At 36.1% G+C, this 20,448-nt stretch carries 17 protein-coding genes; 7 read left to right on the forward strand and 10 right to left on the reverse strand.

From position 1 onward, the window contains the following. Window positions 1–225: 225 nt before the first annotated feature. The 4 genes from GJS40_RS01215 to GJS40_RS01230 all read left to right on the forward strand — a co-directional run bounded on the left by GJS40_RS01215 (window position 226) and on the right by GJS40_RS01230 (window position 5,612). Complete coding sequence (locus GJS40_RS01215; RefSeq protein ID WP_270895512.1) at window positions 226–1,797, forward strand: coiled-coil domain-containing protein; 1,572 nt, start codon at window positions 226–228, stop codon at window positions 1,795–1,797. Window positions 1,798–1,884: 87 nt separating this feature from the next. After that, a complete protein-coding gene (locus GJS40_RS01220) occupies window positions 1,885–2,325 on the forward strand; it encodes a M67 family metallopeptidase (RefSeq protein WP_270895514.1) in 441 nt (146 codons plus the stop codon). A 651-nt stretch (window positions 2,326–2,976) separates the two neighbouring features. Then, entirely contained in the window at window positions 2,977–3,657 is a 681-nt protein-coding gene (locus GJS40_RS01225) for a sulfotransferase family 2 domain-containing protein (protein WP_270895516.1), read from the forward strand. A gap of 38 nt (window positions 3,658–3,695) precedes the next feature. Further along, the gene (locus tag GJS40_RS01230) at window positions 3,696–5,612 is read left to right on the forward strand and encodes a glycosyltransferase (protein WP_270895518.1); all 1,917 of its coding nucleotides are present in this window, start codon (window positions 3,696–3,698) and stop codon (window positions 5,610–5,612) included. Window positions 5,613–5,770: 158 nt separating this feature from the next. Here GJS40_RS01230 and GJS40_RS01235 read toward each other — a convergent pair whose 3' ends face one another. After that, window positions 5,771–6,472, reverse strand: a complete 702-nt coding sequence (locus tag GJS40_RS01235) for a glycosyltransferase (protein ID WP_270895519.1) — start codon at window positions 6,470–6,472, stop codon at window positions 5,771–5,773. Window positions 6,473–6,570: 98 nt separating this feature from the next. Here GJS40_RS01235 and GJS40_RS01240 point away from each other — a divergent pair, with 98 nt between their 5' ends. Beyond that, window positions 6,571–7,644: a glycosyltransferase family 4 protein gene (locus tag GJS40_RS01240; RefSeq protein WP_270895521.1), complete on the forward strand. Its 1,074-nt coding sequence runs from the start codon at window positions 6,571–6,573 to the stop codon at window positions 7,642–7,644. A gap of 45 nt (window positions 7,645–7,689) precedes the next feature. Here GJS40_RS01240 and GJS40_RS01245 read toward each other — a convergent pair whose 3' ends face one another. The 9 genes from GJS40_RS01245 to GJS40_RS01285 all read right to left on the reverse strand — a co-directional run bounded on the left by GJS40_RS01245 (window position 7,690) and on the right by GJS40_RS01285 (window position 17,503). Further along, window positions 7,690–8,595: an NAD-dependent epimerase/dehydratase family protein gene (locus tag GJS40_RS01245; protein WP_270895523.1), complete on the reverse strand. Its 906-nt coding sequence runs from the start codon at window positions 8,593–8,595 to the stop codon at window positions 7,690–7,692. Continuing rightward, the gene (locus GJS40_RS01250; RefSeq protein WP_270895525.1) at window positions 8,592–9,416 is read right to left on the reverse strand and encodes a dTDP-4-dehydrorhamnose reductase family protein; all 825 of its coding nucleotides are present in this window, start codon (window positions 9,414–9,416) and stop codon (window positions 8,592–8,594) included. The genes GJS40_RS01245 and GJS40_RS01250 overlap by 4 nt, the downstream gene beginning before the upstream one ends. Continuing rightward, window positions 9,417–10,403, reverse strand: coding sequence for a polysaccharide biosynthesis protein (locus tag GJS40_RS01255; RefSeq protein WP_270895527.1), 987 nt, complete (start codon window positions 10,401–10,403; stop codon window positions 9,417–9,419). It lies immediately after the preceding gene. Next, window positions 10,396–11,487, reverse strand: a complete 1,092-nt coding sequence (wecB, locus tag GJS40_RS01260; RefSeq protein ID WP_270895529.1) for a non-hydrolyzing UDP-N-acetylglucosamine 2-epimerase — start codon at window positions 11,485–11,487, stop codon at window positions 10,396–10,398. The genes GJS40_RS01255 and wecB overlap by 8 nt, the downstream gene beginning before the upstream one ends. 160 nt (window positions 11,488–11,647) lie before the next feature. Next, a complete protein-coding gene (locus GJS40_RS01265) occupies window positions 11,648–12,526 on the reverse strand; it encodes a glycosyltransferase family 2 protein (protein ID WP_270895531.1) in 879 nt (292 codons plus the stop codon). 92 nt (window positions 12,527–12,618) lie between these two features. Then, entirely contained in the window at window positions 12,619–13,218 is a 600-nt protein-coding gene (gene cysC / locus GJS40_RS01270) for an adenylyl-sulfate kinase (protein WP_270895533.1), read from the reverse strand. A 21-nt stretch (window positions 13,219–13,239) separates the two neighbouring features. Continuing rightward, window positions 13,240–15,021, reverse strand: a complete 1,782-nt coding sequence (locus tag GJS40_RS01275; RefSeq protein ID WP_270895534.1) for an SLC13 family permease — start codon at window positions 15,019–15,021, stop codon at window positions 13,240–13,242. After that, on the reverse strand, window positions 15,018–16,193 hold the full coding sequence (gene sat / locus GJS40_RS01280; RefSeq protein WP_270895586.1) for a sulfate adenylyltransferase: 1,176 nt from the start codon (window positions 16,191–16,193) through the stop codon (window positions 15,018–15,020). Before sat ends, GJS40_RS01275 begins: the two co-directional genes overlap by 4 nt. A gap of 203 nt (window positions 16,194–16,396) precedes the next feature. Beyond that, entirely contained in the window at window positions 16,397–17,503 is a 1,107-nt protein-coding gene (locus GJS40_RS01285) for a polysaccharide deacetylase family protein (protein ID WP_270895535.1), read from the reverse strand. 156 nt (window positions 17,504–17,659) lie between these two features. Here GJS40_RS01285 and GJS40_RS01290 point away from each other — a divergent pair, with 156 nt between their 5' ends. Together GJS40_RS01290 and GJS40_RS01295 are read left to right on the forward strand one after the other, a co-directional pair. Beyond that, a complete protein-coding gene (locus tag GJS40_RS01290) occupies window positions 17,660–19,114 on the forward strand; it encodes a S41 family peptidase (protein ID WP_270895536.1) in 1,455 nt (484 codons plus the stop codon). A 103-nt stretch (window positions 19,115–19,217) separates the two neighbouring features. Further along, window positions 19,218–20,423, forward strand: a complete 1,206-nt coding sequence (locus GJS40_RS01295) for a PDZ domain-containing protein (RefSeq protein WP_270895537.1) — start codon at window positions 19,218–19,220, stop codon at window positions 20,421–20,423. The last annotated feature ends 25 nt before the right edge of the window (window positions 20,424–20,448 follow it).

Genomic DNA, 20,448 nt, shown 5'->3' on the forward strand with positions numbered 1-20,448 from the left:
CACCCTGTTAGAATATTCTGTGATTATCCTTTTATAAGGTGGAAGTGCTGTTAGGTGTAAAACAGTGTCTATGAAATTTTGAGAATAAGCGAGCATTTGGAAGATATTCTTACTTTATTGAGGGAGGGAGGAGGATGTAAACCCTTCTCCTTTTCATCAATTGAACATTAAAAATGTTCTTACATATGTATAAATATGTAAATTTGATGAAGGTGGGGAAACAATATGGAAATAAGACAATTTGTCATTAAAAAAAATGAAAAAGATTTTGTTCTTGACGCGTTGTCTCGGTTAGAGAAAAGATTGAAGGACCAGTCCGCTAAACTAGAGAATGCAAAACAAGTATTTAAAAATTTGAAAGATCAAGAGTCAGAGTTAAAGAGAACATTAAAACAGAAACAACCAGAATGGAAACAGAGTGCCTGTAAAGATCCTGATATTTCCGATCAAACGATACCAAGTGACATTGATCAGTTATTTGAGGATTTGAAAAAGTTACTTCTCTCCCTAAAGAAAACGAATGAGGAGAAAAACTTACAATTAGAAGAAGAAATAGGAACAGTTGAACAATATAAAAAAATATACACACGACTTCAAAATGAAATCATTGATTACGAAAAACAAATGAATCGTTATAAAGAACAACTTCAGGCATTAAAAAAAGAAATAAACAGGAAGGATTATATCTTAAATGTTCAACGTGATACACAAAAAAAATTAGCAAAAGAATTAGAAAGTAAAAATATACAAATAAAACGGTATAAAAATCAAAAGGACTCACAAAAAGATGTCTATAAAGAAATGAAAAATGTGTATAAGCGCAACTTGGATCAAATAGTGGAAATTTTGTTTAAATATCAAGAAACGAGGCAGAAAATAAGGAACGTTGAAGGTAGCGCATTAGATTTGCAAAAGAATATTCTTCGTGTGACGAACCAATTAGAGGAAAAGGAACAAGTTATACAAAATAAACTTAAATGGCTACATGAGATGGGTGAAGGAAGGTGGGTTCCCTTGAATAGTAATGAGAATAATGAAAAAGAGCAAGAAGCGCCATTTACTATAGAAAGTTTAAGAAAAGATTTGACGGAATTTAAAAATGAATTTCAGCATTATAAAAAATTACTGAAAGACTGGGATAGTAATATCCAAAAAAACATGGAACATGAGAAGCAATTAAAAGATTTAATCAATCAGGTTACCAACATGTTCGAAAGTTACAAAGAGCAAGAAGCGGGTCATTCTGACAAAGGAGGTGATAATGTTAAAAATGAGTTAGATTCAGAACAGTTGAAAAAATTGGAATCAGGTTATGAGGAAATCCACAGTACCTTAGAACAATATAAAAAAGTTGAAAATAAAAATGAAAGTATGAAGAAGCGTCTTCAGATTCTTGAGAAAGAGATTGAAGAATTTAAGAAAAAAGAAGAACGTTACCAATTGCACATCAGAGAACTAAAGAAAAATATCGAAAATATAGAAGGACAACGCGAGATAATCAGTGATAAAGATGATGTTCATATAAAAGAAACGTATGAACAAAAAATCCAACAACTTCATAAACAAATTAAAAATATGGAGATGAAAAACAGAGAGCTTCGAAAGCAAATGGAAGGAAGATCAAAGCAATTAAATACAGCAAAAAAAGAAACGAACGACAAAGGAAACGTGCCTACCTTTAGAACAGAAGAGCAAAAACCTCTTTCACATCACTACAATGTTCCGTTGCCTTCGGAATCTCAAACAACTGTTTTTAGTCCTTATAAATACGCTAATCGAGGAGGAGGTACAAAATGAAGCCTGAACAAGTTCGGCAATTATATAGACAAAAAAAATCTGTTGTTCCCCGAACGTCTGCGTCTAGTAAAAAGGGATGCGGCTGTTGTGGAGGGAAAAAAAGAACATCTTGGTCTGAAAAAAGAAATTTTAATTAAAAAAGATGTCTGGGAAAGGATGCTCCAACATTGTATGAAAGAAAAACCATTAGAAGCCTGTGGAATTTTATCAGGAGAAGCAGGTAAATGCGAAAAAATTTGGGAGATGCAAAATATTGCACGTAGCAGCTATTCTTTTGAAATGAGTCAAGTTGAATTAGAAAATAAGCTTCAAAAAATTGAAAAAGCAAAAGGTCAAACGCTAACAGGAATCTATCACTCCCACCCTACTGCAGAGCCAATCCCTTCCCAACAAGATATTGAAAATGCCCATTACCATGAGGCCGTTTATTTTATTATTTCACTTTCTAAGAAGTATCCCCGAGTAAAATGTTATCAAATCATAGGAAAAAAATGCTTACCTGTAAGGTTAAAAATATTTAACGATTAGTTTACTTGCGAGGAAGAGGGAGCTGTCCAAAAAGTCATGATTGGTGACTTTTTGGACATTTTTTTGTTATCGCTTCATCAAAAATTGCTTCTGGAAACGCCTCTTGGCCGAATCATGGCATGTTTCCAACACCAAATGGTTGATGGAAGTAAATCATGGATAGTCATGCTATCGTTTCATATAAAAATAGCTAATGGAAGCAGGCCATGAATGACTCATAACACTGTTTCATTCAAAAATGTCTGATGAAAGCAAGTCATGGATCGCTCATGCCACCGTTTCATTCAAAAATAGTTTGTGGAAACAAACTATGAATGGATCATGGCACCGTTTCAATCCAAACACCATTGTGAAAGCAATCCATGCACGATGTATGGCACCATTTCAGCGCTAAATGATTGTTGAAAGGAACTCTCGATTTATTTTTCAGGACTTATTAGACAGCCTCATAAATCATGCCATTAGATTATTTAGTGCCATAGAGAATGATTTTATTTATCTTTTTGTGGATTCACCCCAAACTTATCTCTTCATACAAACATATGATGAGGGTGAGAAGGAACAATTAAATCTTGATCGTAAGAAAACTTTTTATATGTATTTGTTTTGAGTTAAACAAAAAAGAAATGTTGAATAAAGGGGAAATTGGGATTGTTTCATAATAAACTGCTTATTTTCATGCATATACCTAAAGCTTCTGGAGCCACACTGCGCTCCATCATACAAAATAATTACAAAAAATCAGTTAACTGGGTAGGAAAGGGGAAGGGATTATCAAGTTTGAAGAAAAAAGTTGAGAATTCCGATGCTTTTATGGGCCATGTCTATTATGGAATTCATAAAAAGTACTCAAAACCTTCATTTTATATAACGATGTTACGTGATCCAGTAGACCGGGTGATTTCGCATTATCTTTTTATGAAAAGATCCTCTGGACACATTCATCATGAAAAAGTGAAAGATTTAACTATTGAGCAGTTTTTAAACTGTAAATTTTTTGACGTACAGACGAAAAATTTACAAACTCGTTACTTTTGTGGCGGAAAAACGCCTCATTTGACACAAGCTATTAAAGTCATGGAACACAACATTTATTTTGTTGGGATTACAGAACGATTCGACGACTCACTTAAAATATTAGAACATGATTTAGGTTGGAATAACCTTAATTATCAGAAAATAAATGAGAATCCTAATAAAACTTCCAGAAGTGACTTTTCAAAAGAAGTAATTGATCAAATTACTGAAAATAATCAGTTAGACATTCAGTTATACGAATTAGCAAAGAAGATTTTTGAAAAAAAACTTCAAGCAATACGAACAGATAGTTAATTGGATAAGCTGTATCGTAAAGAGAGAGGAGGAGCGATATGAGAGATGTAGGGATAGTCATGCCGATTTACAAACAAGAGCCCCAGTATTTAAAACAAGCGATCCAAACAATTCTCAATCAAACGTATCAGGACTTTTATTTAGTCATTGTATTTGATGGATCTCCAGCAGAAACGATTAAAATCACCCTGAATGAAGTAAATAATGATGATCGAGTCCATGTGATTGTAAAGAAAAAAAATGAAGGGGTCTCAAAAGCATTAAACAGGGGCTTTAATTTTATTATGAAGAAAAAAGAAGTGAAGTATTTAACTTGGGTTTCAAGCGACAATATTCACTATGAACAAATGATAGAAAAATTAAGAGATAAGCTTGTGAATTCACCGGAAGAGGTAGGATTAGTATTTAGCTCTTTTTTCCATATTGATGATCAAGGAGAAAGGTTACCTGAGCCGTCTTTAAAGGAGTTTTTAGCTCATCAAGATCAACCTAAAGAGAAGCTCTTGGACTATTGTTTTATTGGCGTTTCCTTCATGTACAAAAAAAATGTAGCTAATAAAATAAATGGCTATTATCTGGAGCCTGTAGAAGACTATGATTATTGGTTAAGATTGACGGAACACTGCGATATTGCTTTCATTCCTGAAGTATTAATGGAATATCGTACAGACTCGCAACAAAGTATATCAGCACAATTAAAAAATTCAATCGAAAAACAAAGACACTGGAGATACATTTACAATTTAGCAAAAGTTAATGCAAGAAAACGTAGAAATATCCCTTATGAATTAACAGTTATCTTTCCAGTTGGAGACGGTTCCCCTGAAACAATTGAAAAGCTTGAATCACTTTTAGATCAGACCTTTAGTAACTATAAGTTAGTAATTATAGATCAAAGTGTGGATAAAGAGGGAATTTCGACACTTCAACATATTAGCGACCCCCGTATAATGTTTGTGCATTTACCAGGAAAAAGTATTCGGGGAACTTTCATGAAAGGAATGGAATTTACGGATACTCCTTACACTCTTTTATATGGTGAAGGTAATTTTCCAACTTCTGTTGTTGCTTTAGAAATAGAGATGAGAAAAGAAAATTTTGACAATGATGAATTGATATGTGGGAAAGTGTATAAAACGAATGACTTGAAAGAACTTTTAAAAAATGAAAATAAACATTTTGGAGGTATCTCTATGAGTCAATCACAAATACAAAGCCGTGCAAAAGTATTGGTTAATTCTATACCGAAAAGTGGTACACACCTACTATTGCAATTGATTCTCGGTATTCCTGGGATGAAGATAACCCCTTCATGGATTGCAGGGGAAGAAGATCTAGATAAAATTCAGGAAAGTTTTGTTGGTCCCGGACATTTAAGCTATTCCCTTCATCATTTCATTAAACAAAGGAAAATAAAAACAATTTTTATAAGTAGAGATTTACGTGATAATGTTGTGTCACTTGTTCATTTTGTAATGAAAAATCAATATAATCATCCATGGCACCCTTATTTATCCCATTTGAAAACCCATGACGAGCGATTGATGACAATGATAAAGGGAGTCACGTTAACAAAAGAAGAGCGTGAAAAGTTTGGAATTCATAAAATACCTAGCATTGACGAGTTTGCTCGGAATAAATTAGGTTGGTTGAGCGACCCAAGTACTTGTTGTGTCACTTTTGAAGATCTTAAACGTAGCGAAGCTTCCTTCAACAATCAGTTATCAAGAATCATAGATTTTTTAGGAGAGGATCTAGCACCATTGCAATTAAACAAATCTGAGTTGATCGCTGCTATGAAAAACAATGTGAACGAGCAAAAATCAGCAACCTTTAGAAAAGGATCGATAGGAGATTGGAAAAAAGAATTTAAACAAGAGCATAAGGAAGCATTTAAAGAAGTTGCTGGGGATGTCCTCATTCAACTAGGGTATGAACAATCTAATAACTGGTGAACGAACTGCACCCCAATTGTTAGACATCGTTTAACAATTGAAGGTGCCGTTTTTGTAGCCAAATGATTACTCTCCTTCTTTGATTGGATATCGTATATTTCATGTCATGTTGATGAATACGCTTCAACATAGAAAGTGGATAAGCATAACTAGTAAAATTAGATATTTTTAAGAAGTGGTTCATATTTCATTCGTATAAGTTGGGCTTCTGTGATTTGAGCTTGGGTATTTTTCAATGATCCCATTTGACGGTGTACTCTGTATTTAGTGAGAGGTTGATCGATATACCCAAATGGATAATGGGAAGCTATTCTCAGCCATAAATCATAATCATGGGCGTATCTGATTTGTTCGTCAAAATATCCTACGTGATGAAAGATGTCTTTTTTAAACATGACGGTACTCCCATTAATAAAACAAGATTTGAGTAAATTTCTAACAAATAGTCGTCTATTAGTATAGGAAATCCCGGCTTTTGGATGGGTCGTTAGCCCGTGTTTATTGATGATAGAGAAATTAGTATGGCTGACATGGAATTTTCGTTGCATCATGAACATTACTTGTTTTTCTACCTTCCTTTTATTGAGTACATCATCAGAGCTTAACCAAGCAACATATTCTCCAGTTGCATTTCTTATCCCCATATTTAGTGCACTAGCTGTTCCACCATTTCCTTTTTCAATATAACGAAAAGATTTTATTTTTCTCAATCGATGAAGATTTAACTGATGCTTTGTAGAACCATCATTTACAACGATAATTTCAATGTTTGGATATGTTTGATGTAGAGCGCTGTCAATAGCTTTATTTATATAAGGACAATTATAAAACGGAATGATAATGGATACTTTCGCATTCATTAGGCTCGCTCCTTTATTTTTCTGTAACGCTTTCTTATTTTATGAATAAAATTGTTGAAGAGTGCTTTACTTTATTCACGTTCAAGGGAGAGGGATGTATGAAAATATTGTTTATTTACTATGTTCCAAGTGGTGGTGTGGAAACATTGGCAAGACAAAGGAGCTTAGCTCTACAGCGGAAAGGAGTGATTTTTGAATTTCTTTATTATCAAAAAGGTTCAGGGTTACAAAATATTAAGGAAAAAACATACATTACCGATAAAGACCATGTCATCCAATCCATAGTGGAACGAGAGAAATACAATGCCATTATCGTAAATACAGATAACGTTATTATAGAAAAGTTAAGGAAAATGGGATATAAAGGAAAAATCATTTATGAAATTCAAGGGCTTGGCTCTTTTGAACAGGCGGAGCGTTTTCTCGAATTTGTCCAGCCTAAAATAGAAAGACATATAGATGCCATTTTGTATCCACAGACTCCTCACTTAAAAAAATACATTGAAAAGTATTTTACAAATACAAAAAAGTACTGTTTCCATAATTGTATTGATGCGGAATTGTTTTCTTATGTAGAAGGATTGCCGAAAGAGAAAAATTCTATTATTGGATGGGTAGGGAGAATAGAAGAAAATAAGAATTGGCAATTATTTTTAAAGATTTGCGCGCGTCTTCTTGAATGGAATAAAGATTTAAAGGTGTGGATGTTTGGTGATGACACATTAAGCTTTCTTACGGATGAACAAAAAAGAAAGTTTGAAAATCAAGTGGCAGAACTTGGACTTGAGAATGTCATAGAGAGATTTTCAAATGTTCCTTATGATCAAATGCCGATCTATTATTCCCGAATTGGAAATTCAGGAGGATTCTTGTGTTCGACTTCCAAGGTGGAAGGATTTGGATACGCTATTGTAGAAGCGATGAGTTGCATGTGTCCAGTGATCACTACGGATTCGGATGGTGTTAAAAGTTTTGTATTTCATAATGAGACGGGAAAAATATTCCCCCAAGATGATGTGGACGCGGGAGTAAAAGAAGCAAAGGACTTGTTCAATCATCCAGTATTAAAACAAAAAATTCGAACAAACGCTAGAGATTACATTCAACATCATTTTTCTCCCGAAATTTACGCTCAACATATGATGAATATGTTTAAAGAACTCAAAATATAGTCATTATTATAAACTCCGGGAAACATACATTCCGGAGTCAGATTTTTATTTTTTGACTGCTTTTTTTCGATAGTAATCAAGAATATCTTGTAAAGAAGTTCGAAATGGTATCCGAGGAGACCACCCCAACGCTTTTAATTTGGAAATATCTACTTGTACAGGTGATATTTCTTTGCTAGATTTTTTTATACTTACAGGGAAGTTAGTATTAGATAATTCTCGATAAATATAAATTAAATCCCCTAAAGACTGACTCTTTCCTGAGGCAACGTTATATATTTCATTTCGTTTTCCTCGTTGAAAGAGGTAATCATATGCTTTGACAGCATCTCTTACGTCGAGAAAATCTCTATGAATACTGCTATCATTGATAACGATAGGATCTTTCGATTTGTTATTTTCATAGTCGACAATTTTTTTAGCAATAAGGGAACAGACGCCATTTGAATCTCCAGGTCCTATAAGGTTATTCGGTTTGGCAATGATGATTTCTAGATTAAAAAACTCAGACCAAGATTCAGAAATAATACTTTGAACGGATTTGCTTAAACTGTAAGGATGAGGTGGATACTTGTCTATCTTCATATCGTATTGAAGTGCCGACGTTACCACTATTATTTTACAAGGGAAGTTTTCTTGTCGGACAGCGTCAAGCAAATGTAAGGTGGCAAATGCATTTGTTTCCATTGTTAAATGGGGATGATTCCATGATTTACTCACATCATTTTGCCCGGCCAAGTGAAGGATATAGTACGGCTTTTCTTTTCTCAATAATAATTCTATTTCGTTTTTCTTTGTAAGGTCACAAACCGCTTGCTTTACTGAATGATTACATATATTATTATCTCTTCGAACCGCTGCTATTACTTTCATTCCTTTTTTGGAAAAGTAATGACAAGCATGTTTTCCAGTAAAACCGTTTGCTCCAGTAATTAATATTTTTTCTGTCATGACCGATTCATCCATTCTTTTAATTCCGTAAGCATTGCTTCATAATCAAGTACTTCATAATGGAAGTCTTTTCGTGTGTTGACCAGAGTTCTGTCTAATTTTATTTCGTAATCGGGTACAATATGAACGTCGTTTTTGTTAAAAACCCGTTGGATCATTTTTAATAATTTGTATTTCGAAATCTTTTTAGGGGCAGTTAGATGGTACAATCCGGTAATTTCTTGAGAAATCATTTTCTCTAAAGCTTTTGCTAATTCTAAGGTGGTCACACCATTCCACAGTACATTTTTATATCCTTTTATCGTTCCTTTTTGATTCATAAACCAGAGAAACAATCCGATTCCATCTTTTTTTAATTCTGGGCCAATAATAGATGTTCTGACGGTTAAATGGGGAGGGTGATAAACCTCTCCTAATGTTTTTGTTCTGGCGTAATCGGAAGTTCCATCCGGAAAGTCTCTTTCTCTGTAATCACCACGGTCACCTTGAAACACACAATCGGTACTTAAATGAATAAATTTTGCTTGATTTTCTTTTGACATTTTCGCTAATAGATGTGGAAAGAGGCTGTTGACGTAAATAGCTTCTTTTTTTTGTTCACTCGCTTTCTTATTTAATATACCTGTACAATTAATAACGACATCTGGTTTCAAGTTTTGTATCGTTTTTTTCAGAGTGGTTAAATCGTGAACATCAAGATAAATACTTTTCTTATCAAAGGAATCTCTAGACGTGTAATAAACTTCGTGATTTTTTCGGGAAAAATAGTCACGGATCATATGACCGGCCATTCCTTTACCGCCAATAATTAATAACTTCATTTAAATAAACCCTCCCTTTTTTAACATGTCTTTAATTTCTTCTTTGGACATAAGGGAGTGATTAGAGTGATAGTGATCTAAATCGATGGGTGGATAGTTTGCATAGTGTTCTGATAGGCCTTCGATTTTAATAGAGGGTAAAATGACATAATACTCTTTATCGTAAATAACGGTATTGTTGCTTTCATATTCTGTTAATAATATTTCATGGAGTTTTTCTCCAGGACGTATCCCCGTCTCCACAATCTTTACATTCTTTTTTCCTGAATCTTCAATAAGGACATTGGCTAAGTCTATAATTTTACATGTTGGCATTTTCATCACGAAAATTTCTCCACCAATGCTTTCATAGGAAGCTTTAAATAATAGTTTAATAGCATCTTCGAGGGTTAAGAAAAAGCGGGTCATTCTTTTATCAGTGATCCCAACTTTTGATTTATTTTGTATTTGGTCCTTAAAAACATGAATCACGCTGCCATTTGTTCCTAAAACATTTCCACCTCGTACACAAATAAATTTTGTTTCCTTCGTTAAAATGTTTGCATGAATAATCAATCGTTCTCCCAATGCTTTCGTAAATCCGTAGAAGTTAGTGGGGTTGGCAGCTTTATCTGTTGAAATATAAATCACTTTTTTCACTTTCTGTTCAATGGAAGCTTCAATAACGTTTTGTGTACCATATACGTTCGTTTTTAGCCCTTCATAAGGTTGGTCTTCACAAACTGGAACATGTTTCAAGGCAGCGAGATGAAATAAGAAATCGACTCCTCTACATGCTTCATTCAATGCGGATTTATCACGAATGTCTCCGATAATAAAAGATAGTTTTTTATTATTATCAAATTTGTGTTTCATCACTACTTGAGTAAATTCATTTCTAGAAAAAATTCGGATCTCTTTGGGATTTTTAGCTAGTAATTGCTTTACCAACTCATTTCCCCATGATCCCGTTCCTCCAGTGACTAAAATCGTTTGATTCTTAAACAATGTTTGCACCTCCTAAGATGAATTTGACGACTCTTTCTGAAACGTTTTTATCTAAATAGCCATCCGGGCACTTCCAATTCAGTGGCTGTTTTGTCATTACTTTTACGGCTTTAAGAATGTTCTTTTGATCAATTCCAGAGACCATATTACTTCCACAATCCACCGTCTCTGGTCTTTCTGTCGTTGTTCGGACGGTTACTGTAGGAATGTGATAAATGCAACATTCTTCTTGGACCGTTCCACTGTCTGTTAATACACAAAAGGCAGATTTTTCAAGTTTCACAAATTCAAAAAAACCAAATGGTTCATAGAACTCTAGAAGAGGATGGATACCAATATTACTTGCTTGGTTTAACTTTGATTTCGTGCGGGGATGTAAGCTACAAATCATTCTTTTTTGAAATGTTTCGGCAACCAAGTTTAACCCTTTTATGATTTCAATGAAACTTTCTGCGTTATCTACATTTTCTGCCCGATGAATTGTCACAAGGAAGTAATCCTTTTTTTCCAGTTGAAGTTTTTTTAAAATATCGTTTGCGTCTATCTGCGTTTTATAATTTTCGAGAACCTCATAAATAGGATTGCCAGATAGCATAATTTGCTTGCTCGCAATTCCATCCCTCAATAAATTTTCTTTACTGTTTTGAGTGTAGGGAAGGTTGTAACTTGAAATACTGTCGATCATACGTCTGTTTATTTCTTCCGGAACATTCCAGTCAAAACAGCGATTGCCAGCTTCCATATGCACTACCGGAATCCCCATTCTTTCTGCCAAAATCGCTCCTAAAGAACTATTGGTATCCCCTAACACTAAAACTTTGTCAGGCCTTTCCTTCATGAATATTTTTTCTAATTCTAAAAACATTCTTGAAAGCTGTTCACCTAAAGACTGTTGTCTATCGCTTAAAATATAATCTGGTCTTCGTAAATGAAGTTGTTCAAAAAAAATATCGTTCAAAGTAGTAGTAAAATTTTGTCCTGTATGAACGATAATGTGTTTATCTGCAAATTGATCCAGCTTTTTCATCACTAAGCTAAGCCGAATGATTTCCGGTCTAGTGCCTAATATCGTCATGATTTTCATTGAAAACCCTCCCTCCTTACGTTTTCTCATCAAAAGCCTCGCAGGCTTTCTATCATTGTATGAATGAAGGTCTTCCATTTCTTAGACCATTAACATAAAGAAGGGGGATATTGGCTTTTATCCAGTCGTAAAGGAAAGAGAAAAGGGGAAAGGGGGAGGTTTAGAAGGGGATACTGAATCTCTTGAAATACCATGTGTCATCGTACTTTCTTTTTTGAAAATACGCTTTTCTTTGTTTCAACACATGATCTCTTAGAACAAGCTTATCTATTTTTTTTGGATCTTGTTTTAATAATCGTTTACATTTGTTGATACGTGTGGTGTTAAAGTGAGAGTAGGCCAATCTCATTAAGTTATAATCTAAGTGGTGACGACTGAGTTGATAGGGATGAGAAGTTCTAAATACATGAAAGACCTTTACATCTGGATGGACACTGCATCTGTAGCCGAATAACCAAAGCTTGATGGAAAGTTCAATATCTTCATAACCCCAAGTTTTAAACCCAGACTCAAAGCCACCTACACTTTGAAAAACTTTCTTGGAAATCATAAAGCACCCACCGGGTAAAACCGCCGTGTCCGAAATGTTTGCAGGTTTTCCTGTCCAATAGATTACAAGATTAGGTTTTAAGGATTGACCATATCCGACAGAAGAGGTGTTGTTTACATCAGCAATACCTGGACAAATCGCGTCTGTTTTCCTCTTTTTTAAAGGATTGACTAGTCTATCCATCCACATATCTTTAAAGAATAAGTGGGCATCGCAAAAAACAAGATATTGTCCTCTGGCATACTGAGCACCATAATTTCTTGCATTGGCAGCTCCTATTCCGTTTGTCTTCAACAGATGGACATGTTTATATGTCGTTTCTTGTTGGATAAAATCACAACAACCGTCAGTGGAACCATCATCAACTACGATCACTTCATATCGTTGGTTTGTACGGGTAGAAAATAAGGAGTTCAGTGTGTTTCGCACATTTATCCCTTCATTTTTAGCGGGAATAACAATCGAGACTTCGGGTGTGAAATGGTTCATTGATTTCTCTCCTTTTTAAGAAACATATTTCCTTCCATTGTATGACTGGTAAAACAGGTCGTGAGAAAAAGGAAGAGGAAAATATTAGGAGGCTACATATACTTGTTTTTGATTAAATAGTTCAATATTTGATTGACGGATTCTTGGAGTGTTTGTTTGTCCGTTTCTACGATAATTTCAGGGGAAATAGGTTCTTCATATGGAGAATGAATGCCAGTGAAACTTTTTATTTCTCCATTTCTTGCCTTTTTATATAGTCCTTTAGGATCTCGTTTCTCACACTCCGATAAGTCACATTTCACATAAACTTCAACAAATTCACCTTTATCCAGAAGGTTTCTTACCATTTCACGATCTTTTCTATATGGAGAGATAAATGAAGCTAATGTCAGAATACCTGCATCGACGAACAACTTGGATACTTCCCCAATCCTCCTGATATTCTCTGTTCTTTCCTGTGGAGTAAAACCGAGATCACGATTTAAACCGTGACGTATGTTATCCCCATCTAACCGATAAGAGAGAATACCAGCGTGGTATAGTTCTTTTTCGATTTCAACTGCAATTGTTGACTTTCCGGAACCAGAAAGCCCGGTAAACCAAAGGACTGCACTTTTTATTTTATTATTTAATTTCTGACGATCGGACTTAGAGATATGACCCTGATGCCACGTAATATTTTTTTGTCCCATTCTCAATAACCTCCTTTTGTTTTAAACCCAGAATAAATATACGATAGTGACGGTTGCGATCATTGTCATCATATTAAGTGGGATACCAGCTTTTAAGAAATCTTTAAAGGAATATCCACCTGGTCCATATACGATTAAATTAGTTTGATAGCCGATCGGTGTAGCAAAACTGGCGGAAGCCGCTATAGTTACAATTACTGCTAATACGAGTGGGTCTAAAGATACTACATTGGAAATCTCCATAGCAATTGGGAACATTAATACAGCTGTAGCATTATTCGTTATAAATTCCGTGAACATCATCGTGATAAAATAGACAGAAATGAGGATCATTAACACCCCGAATGGTTCTGTTAGATACAAAAGTTTATCTGCGACCCATTGAGCTGTTCCAGAGTTCGTTAAAGCTTTCCCGACTCCTAAGGAGCAAGCAATGATCATAAGCACGTGAAGTTGTATATAATGCTTTGCTTCAGATGGTTTGAACATTCGAAAAAGAAAAAAGCAAGAAATCGTTATTAACAACGCCATAAACATAGATAAAATTTGAAAAGTTACAAGGGTAATCATGGCCAGAAAAATAGCGATGGCAAACCAACCACGTTTACTATTGGATTTAGTGTAACTTGTACGCTTAACTGGGGTAACGACATAGAAATCATCGTCTTTACCACTATTTTTTTGAAAATCAGATCCGGTTAACATTAAGAGAGTGTCTCCAGGCTTTAAGATAATGTCACCTATTTTACTGTGGATACGTTCATTTTTTCGATGGACTGCAATGACGACAGCGTCATATTTTGCTCGAAATTGTGTGTCTTTTAATTTTTGATATAGAAGAGTCGAATGATGGGAAACGACTGCTTCTACAAAATTCGTGTGATTATTACATAAATCACTTATATCCATATCTGAATTTGTTTCTATCTGAAGGCCTTTTATCGATTGTAGCTCGGCTATAGACGAAAGATCACCAGTGAAAGTGAGGCGATCTCCCGGTTGGACTATTGTCGTGCTCTTTAAGGGAGTTATTCTCTTTTTGCCTCTAAGAAGAGAAATAAAATAGATCCCTTTTAAGTTTCGCAAGCCCGCGTCATCAATGGTAAGATAGGTGAAGGGAAAATTTTTTTCAATCACTACTTCTCCTAAATATTCACGACTTTGTTCTGCCACAGTGTCTTTTATAGGTTTGTGAGAAGGCAAGAATTTATGACCAATACATATCAAGTAACCAATACCTAATACAGTGATTGGTATCCCCACGATTGCCAAAGGTGTAAAAATAGAAAATCCTTGAAGACCGTTTTCTATCATCAACTCGTGAATAATGAGATTGGTAGAAGTTCCCATTAATGTGATAGTTCCCCCTAAAATAGTAGCGTAAGAAAGTGGGATTAAAAGCTTAGATGGTGGTATGTTATTTTTTTCGCACCAGTCACGGAGGATAGGCGTTAACGTGATTACAATAGGGGTGTTATTTAAAAAAGCAGAAAGTCCAGCTATAGGTGGAAGAAGTTTCAATAATGTTTTTTTCACAGTTCCTTGTCTTTGTAGCAATCGTGAAATTATTTGGTCAATAATCCCGCTTTTCTTTATTGTGCCGGCGATAATAAATAACATAGCAATCGTCCATAATGCTTCATTAGCGAAGCCGGATAATGCTTCCTCTATTGAAACAATACCAGTAATTACAAATATTGTAAGAGTGAAGAAAATAACGATAAAAGGACTTGCAATTTCAAAGATAAGTCCAATTAGCATGAGACCAATGAAGAACAAGGTAAATACTATTTCCCAAGTCAACGCTTGTTCAATCCTTTGATAAGAACTTCAGCAACTTCAGGACGAGTAAATTCTTTCGGAGGTTTTTTTCCTTGTCGTAACATCTCCCTAACTTTTGTTCCACTTAAATGAAGATGGTGATTGCTATGGTGAGGGCAAGTTTTAATCGTGCTCATACTATTGCAAATTTTACAAAAATAAGCGTGATCAAATTTTAAAATAGTTATATTTATCTCGTCGGTAGAAAACTGGTTAAATATTTCTTGGGCCTCATATGTTCCGTAATAATCACCGACACCAGCGTGGTCTCTTCCGATAATAAAGTGAGTGCAACCATAATTTTTACGGACAAGAGCATGAAATATAGCTTCCCTAGGGCCAGCATATCTCATGGCTGCTGGAAAAGCCGCTAATTTTACCCTATTATCAGGATAATAATGTTTGAGTAAAGTGTTATAGCTTTCTATCCGTATATCAGCTGGAATGTCATCTTTTTTTGTTTCTCCAATAAGGGGGTGGAGAAATAAACCGTCTGTTGATTCTAATGCACACTTTTGAATATACTCGTGTGCTCGGTGAATCGGATTTCTTGTTTGAAAGCCGACAACTGTATTCCAATTTAATTGAGAAAATAATTTTCTTGTTTTTAGCGGGCTTAAGACATAATCTTCAAATGGCGAATGAGAAGGATTGTTGATAAGATGAATTGGACCTGCTAAATAAACATCTCCTTTGCTGTATAACTTTTTTACACCTGGATGATTTTTATCCGTCGTTCCATAAACTAATTTGGCTTCTTCTTTCTTGTCATAGCCGTATTTTTCCGTAAGCTCTAGGACTCCATACGTTTTTCCGTCCTTTCCTTTTAATCCAATCAAAGTTCCTAGGTCACACTCGTTTGCTTTTTCTTTTGTTACGGCCAATGTAATCGGAAGACTCCATACAAGACCATTCTTCAATCTCATGTTTTTTAAAACATGAAGGTAATTCTCCTTATCCATGAATCCATCTAAAGGGCTATATGCGCCATTCGCAATTAACTCCAGATCCGCTAATGATTCGTCAGAAATTTGCACAGTCGTTTTCATTTTTGAGAGTAATTCATCTTTTTGCAGTTCATCTGTTAATTTCTGTATTAATATTCCACCATGAGGAGGTATCATATTTTCTCTTCCTTTCTTAACAAAGTTTATCAGAGCATGATCTACCATTTTCCTTAAAACTACTTTAATGATATGTTTTGAACATGGTAGAGAAACGGCAGTTGTAGAAAACAAACTTCGGCCTATGTATTGGTAGTCATAAAATGGCGCTTTTCGAAAAGCGTTCCATGAAAAAAGGGCCATCTTCAAAGGAATAGGCCCTCATTCTATTCTACATATATTGTCCTTTTGGACTAGTAATTGTCTAACAATGTTTGCACTGTCACGAACTTGTATCCTTTTTTTCGTAGGTGATCAATGATTGTCGGAAGTGCTTCCACTGTTCCGTCTAAAACTCGTTCTGTCGATTGAAAGTTGTGTTGTAAAACAATTCCTCCTGGCGAGATGTCACGTTCTACGATGTCTATTATCTCTTCTTTTGATTTTCCACTCCAATCCAGTGTATCAACGGACCAAAGAATCACTCGATAACCTATATCATGAAGAACGATGGCGTCGGATTTTGTGATGGCGCCATAAGGTGGTCGAAATAAATCGGAAGCCCGACCGACTGTTTTTTCAATCATCTGTTGGGTAGACGTCACTTCCTGAATGACGTCTGCCGTAAACGTCTCGTCTAGGGAGGGATGGCTCCACGTATGGTTTCCGATACTATGTCCTTCTTCGACAATCCGTTTCATGATGTCAGGATGATTTTTCACTTGTTCCCCTGTAACGAAAAATGTCGCTTTTACTCCTTTTTCTTTTAATATATCTAAAATTTGCGGTGTGTAGTGGCGGTCTGGTCCGTCATCAAACGTAAGGGAAACAAGTTTTTTATTCGGGTTGCCAGTAGAGATTGCTTTTGGTGCTGGCGCTGAGTTCGTCGTTACAAAAGTACGCTTCATTCTTGAATCATAGGTAACGTCCATTTCTAAATTTTTTACGACGTCTAAAAGGGGCACAAATGCCTCTCCTTCCAATTCCAAGACTTCTGTCGTCAAAGTGGACGTTTCCCACTTTGTTGTTCCTTTTACGGACTTGTAGGATTGTTTTTTTCCGATTGGAAGGGCAAATTGAATATCACCATACCGGAACACGAGGGATTGATACTTGTCACTTTTATCAACCTTCGTACCCATATGTTTAAAAAATAGTGCCGGTACAAGCAAATGCCCATCCTTCATCACATATTCTGTTTTGATCGGTTCATTATCAATGACAATGGATGCGACTCTTACAGTTAGTGCTTCCTCCTGTGCGGAAACTGAGTGTGCTTGCGGGGCAAAAAATAACACTGAAATCATGAAAAATACGATCCATTTTGTACACTTATCAAAGGAAAACGTACGAAATAACATCACTGAAAATCTCCTTTGTTATTGTAATCATATCGTTCGTGTTATTGTAACCAAATAACCGAAGAATTACTTATGCTAATCTGGAACTTGACAACTATTTTTACTTCTCATCTTTCATGGTAGAATAATAGGAAGCGAATAGTTGAGGTGAGCGACATGAAATGGAAAGCGAAAATGGCAGCAGCGTTTGTTGGTATTGCACTCCTTGCCGGAGCAGGTGGGGTTTTTGCGGGCATAAATTTGCAAGAAGTTCCTGTTTCGGGAGACGGAGTAGGTTTTTCCTCTGCGGAAACAGCAGATGTAGGGATAGAAAAAATTGAAAAAGTATATGAATTGATCCAAGAGAATTACATGGAAGAGATAGATGAAGAAAAGTTAATTAATGGTGCGCTTTCCGGAATGGTAGAAGAGCTGAATGATCCTCATTCTGTCTATATGGAAGAACAATCGGCAGAACATTTTAATCAGTCGTTAGAGTCTTCCTTTGAAGGAATTGGTGCAGAAGTAAGTATGGTAGATGGCGTAGTGACGATCGTCTCACCTTTTCGAGATTCTCCGGCGGAAAAAGCAGGGATACAACCGAATGATCGAGTGTTGGAAGTGGATGGTGAATCAACAGAAGGGGCAACGCTTCAAGAGACGGTGGCAAAAATTCGTGGAGAAAAAGGAACTACGGTCACATTGACGATACAAAGACAAGGTGCTTCCACACCGTTTCATGTGGAAGTGGTACGGGATGAAATACCTGTAGAAACAGTTTATTCGAAAATGTTTACAGAAGATGGACAAAAAATTGGTTATATTGAAATTACTTCTTTTTCTGAAGATACAGCTTCCGAATTTGAAGAACAATTAAAAACGTTAGAAGAAGATGGAATGGAAGGACTGATTATTGACGTCAGAGGGAATCCAGGCGGATTTTTAAATAGTGTGGAAGATATTGGAGACCTTGTCATTCCTGGAGGGGAAAATATCGTCCAAATTCAAGACCCTGATGGAAATGTTGTCCAATCGGTTTCCACGTTAAAAGAGAAAAAGCCGTATCCGATAGTTGGTGTCATTGACCGCGGCAGTGTTTCTGCGTCTGAAATTTTAGCGGCAGCTTTAAAAGAAGCTGGTAATTATGACCTTGTTGGAGAAACAACATACGGAAAAGGAACGGTACAACAAGCCCTCGATTTAGGAGATGGCAGTGAGCTAAAATTATCCATGTTTAAATGGTTAACTCCCGATGGTCATTGGATTAATGAAGAAGGAGTCGAGCCGACGGTAGAAGTCATGCAACCAGACTATTTTTATTCCCCGGTGTTATCGTTAGAAGAGGAAGAAACACTCAGTGAAGGATCTTATGGTGAACAGGTTGCTGTAGCTCAAAATATACTGGAAGGGCTAGGGTATTCTCCAGGTCAAAATGAAGGTCTTTTTGATGTACAAACGAGACAAGCAGTAGAAGATTTTCAAGCAAAAACGGATGGATTAGCGGTGACCGGTGCAATTGATTATGAGACTGCGACAAGCTTGAATCAAGCGCTCTTAGACTTAATTCGCTCTGAAGAAAACGATCGTCAATTGAAAGAAGCCCTCAACTTAATACAAGAACAGTTATCTTAGCGGAGTAGTCACGTTTACTCCGCCCATCTTTACACCGACAGATAATCATTCATTACGATATTAGCGGCAGTATTCATCTTTTAGAGGAAAGGAAGCTAAAAGAATGGAAGCGACTCTTTGGGAATTATTAAAAGCGTTTGGACGTTTTTTTGCTCATCCACTCACGTATATCATTCCAATGGCAATGTTTGTTCTTGGCATTCTACGAGTAAAGCGTGAACGTCAATTTTTTCATATTCGCATTCATCCTTCTTGGTTTGACGTCACCGCTCCTCTTTTTCCAGGCTTCTTGGCAGGAATGATATTATCTTTCGCTCTTCTTACACTCGGCATCGTATTTCCATTCTCTTTCTTTCTTATTGTAAGTGGTTGGTTGTTGTTATTTATTGTAATGGGAAGAGTCCGGCTGCTTTCTCCTGCTTATACGATAGGATTCGCGGGACTGTCTCTCTTTCTGTTGCCGATGCTTCAAATTGAGAGTTTTCAAATGGGGCGTTTTTTATCATCCTTACAAGAAATGGACGGACGTTTGCTTCTTGTGTTTCTTGCGTTTCTTCTCATTGTAGAAGGAAGCCTTATTTGGACCAATGGACCAAAGTACACTTCTCCGTTGTTAGTGAAAAGCCCCCGGGGAAAATATATAGGAGCTCATCGTCTTCAAAGAATATGGTTTATTCCATTGTTTCTTCCTCTTCCAGTGGGAGGCTTAGTGGCACAAGATTGGTGGCTATTCTTACCGACGGGAGTAGAAAGCGTTTCACTGTTTCTTGTTCCATTCGCTATCGGCGCGAAACAAAGCGTTTTGCATACGTTGCCTCACGCAGCCATTTCTCGCACTGGAAAAAAAGTCGTCATTTTAGGTGTCGTCATGGGAGCATTTGCTTGGCTTAGTTATTATGAAGAGAGAATTGTTCCTTTCGTTTTAGGAATTGTCATTCTCGCTCGTATCGCTATTTCTTTACATAACTATTGGCAAGCGCGTGAAAATTATCCGTTTTTTACGTTGCCACCGGCAGGTATTCGGGTATTGGATGTATTACCAGGATCCACTGCGGAAAAGATTGGTATTACTCCAGGAGAAATAATTGTGAAAGCAAATGGTCAACCAATTCTGCATGAACGAGATTTATATACGGGGATTCAAAGGAATTCGGCCTATTGTAAGTTGGAGGTAAAGGATATTCGTGGCGAAGTGAGACATGTGCAATCCGCGGTATATGCGAACGAGCATCATGAGTTAGGAATACTATTTGTATCAGACCGAGAACAAGAAGAAAAGACCTCGACGAATATATCGATGTCGGAATAATGTGACGTGAGGGGCCTCTCCAGTG

This window comes from Aliibacillus thermotolerans, from assembly GCF_027853235.1.
In the GTDB taxonomy this organism is placed as follows: Bacteria; Bacillota; Bacilli; order Bacillales; family Marinococcaceae; genus Aliibacillus; species Aliibacillus thermotolerans.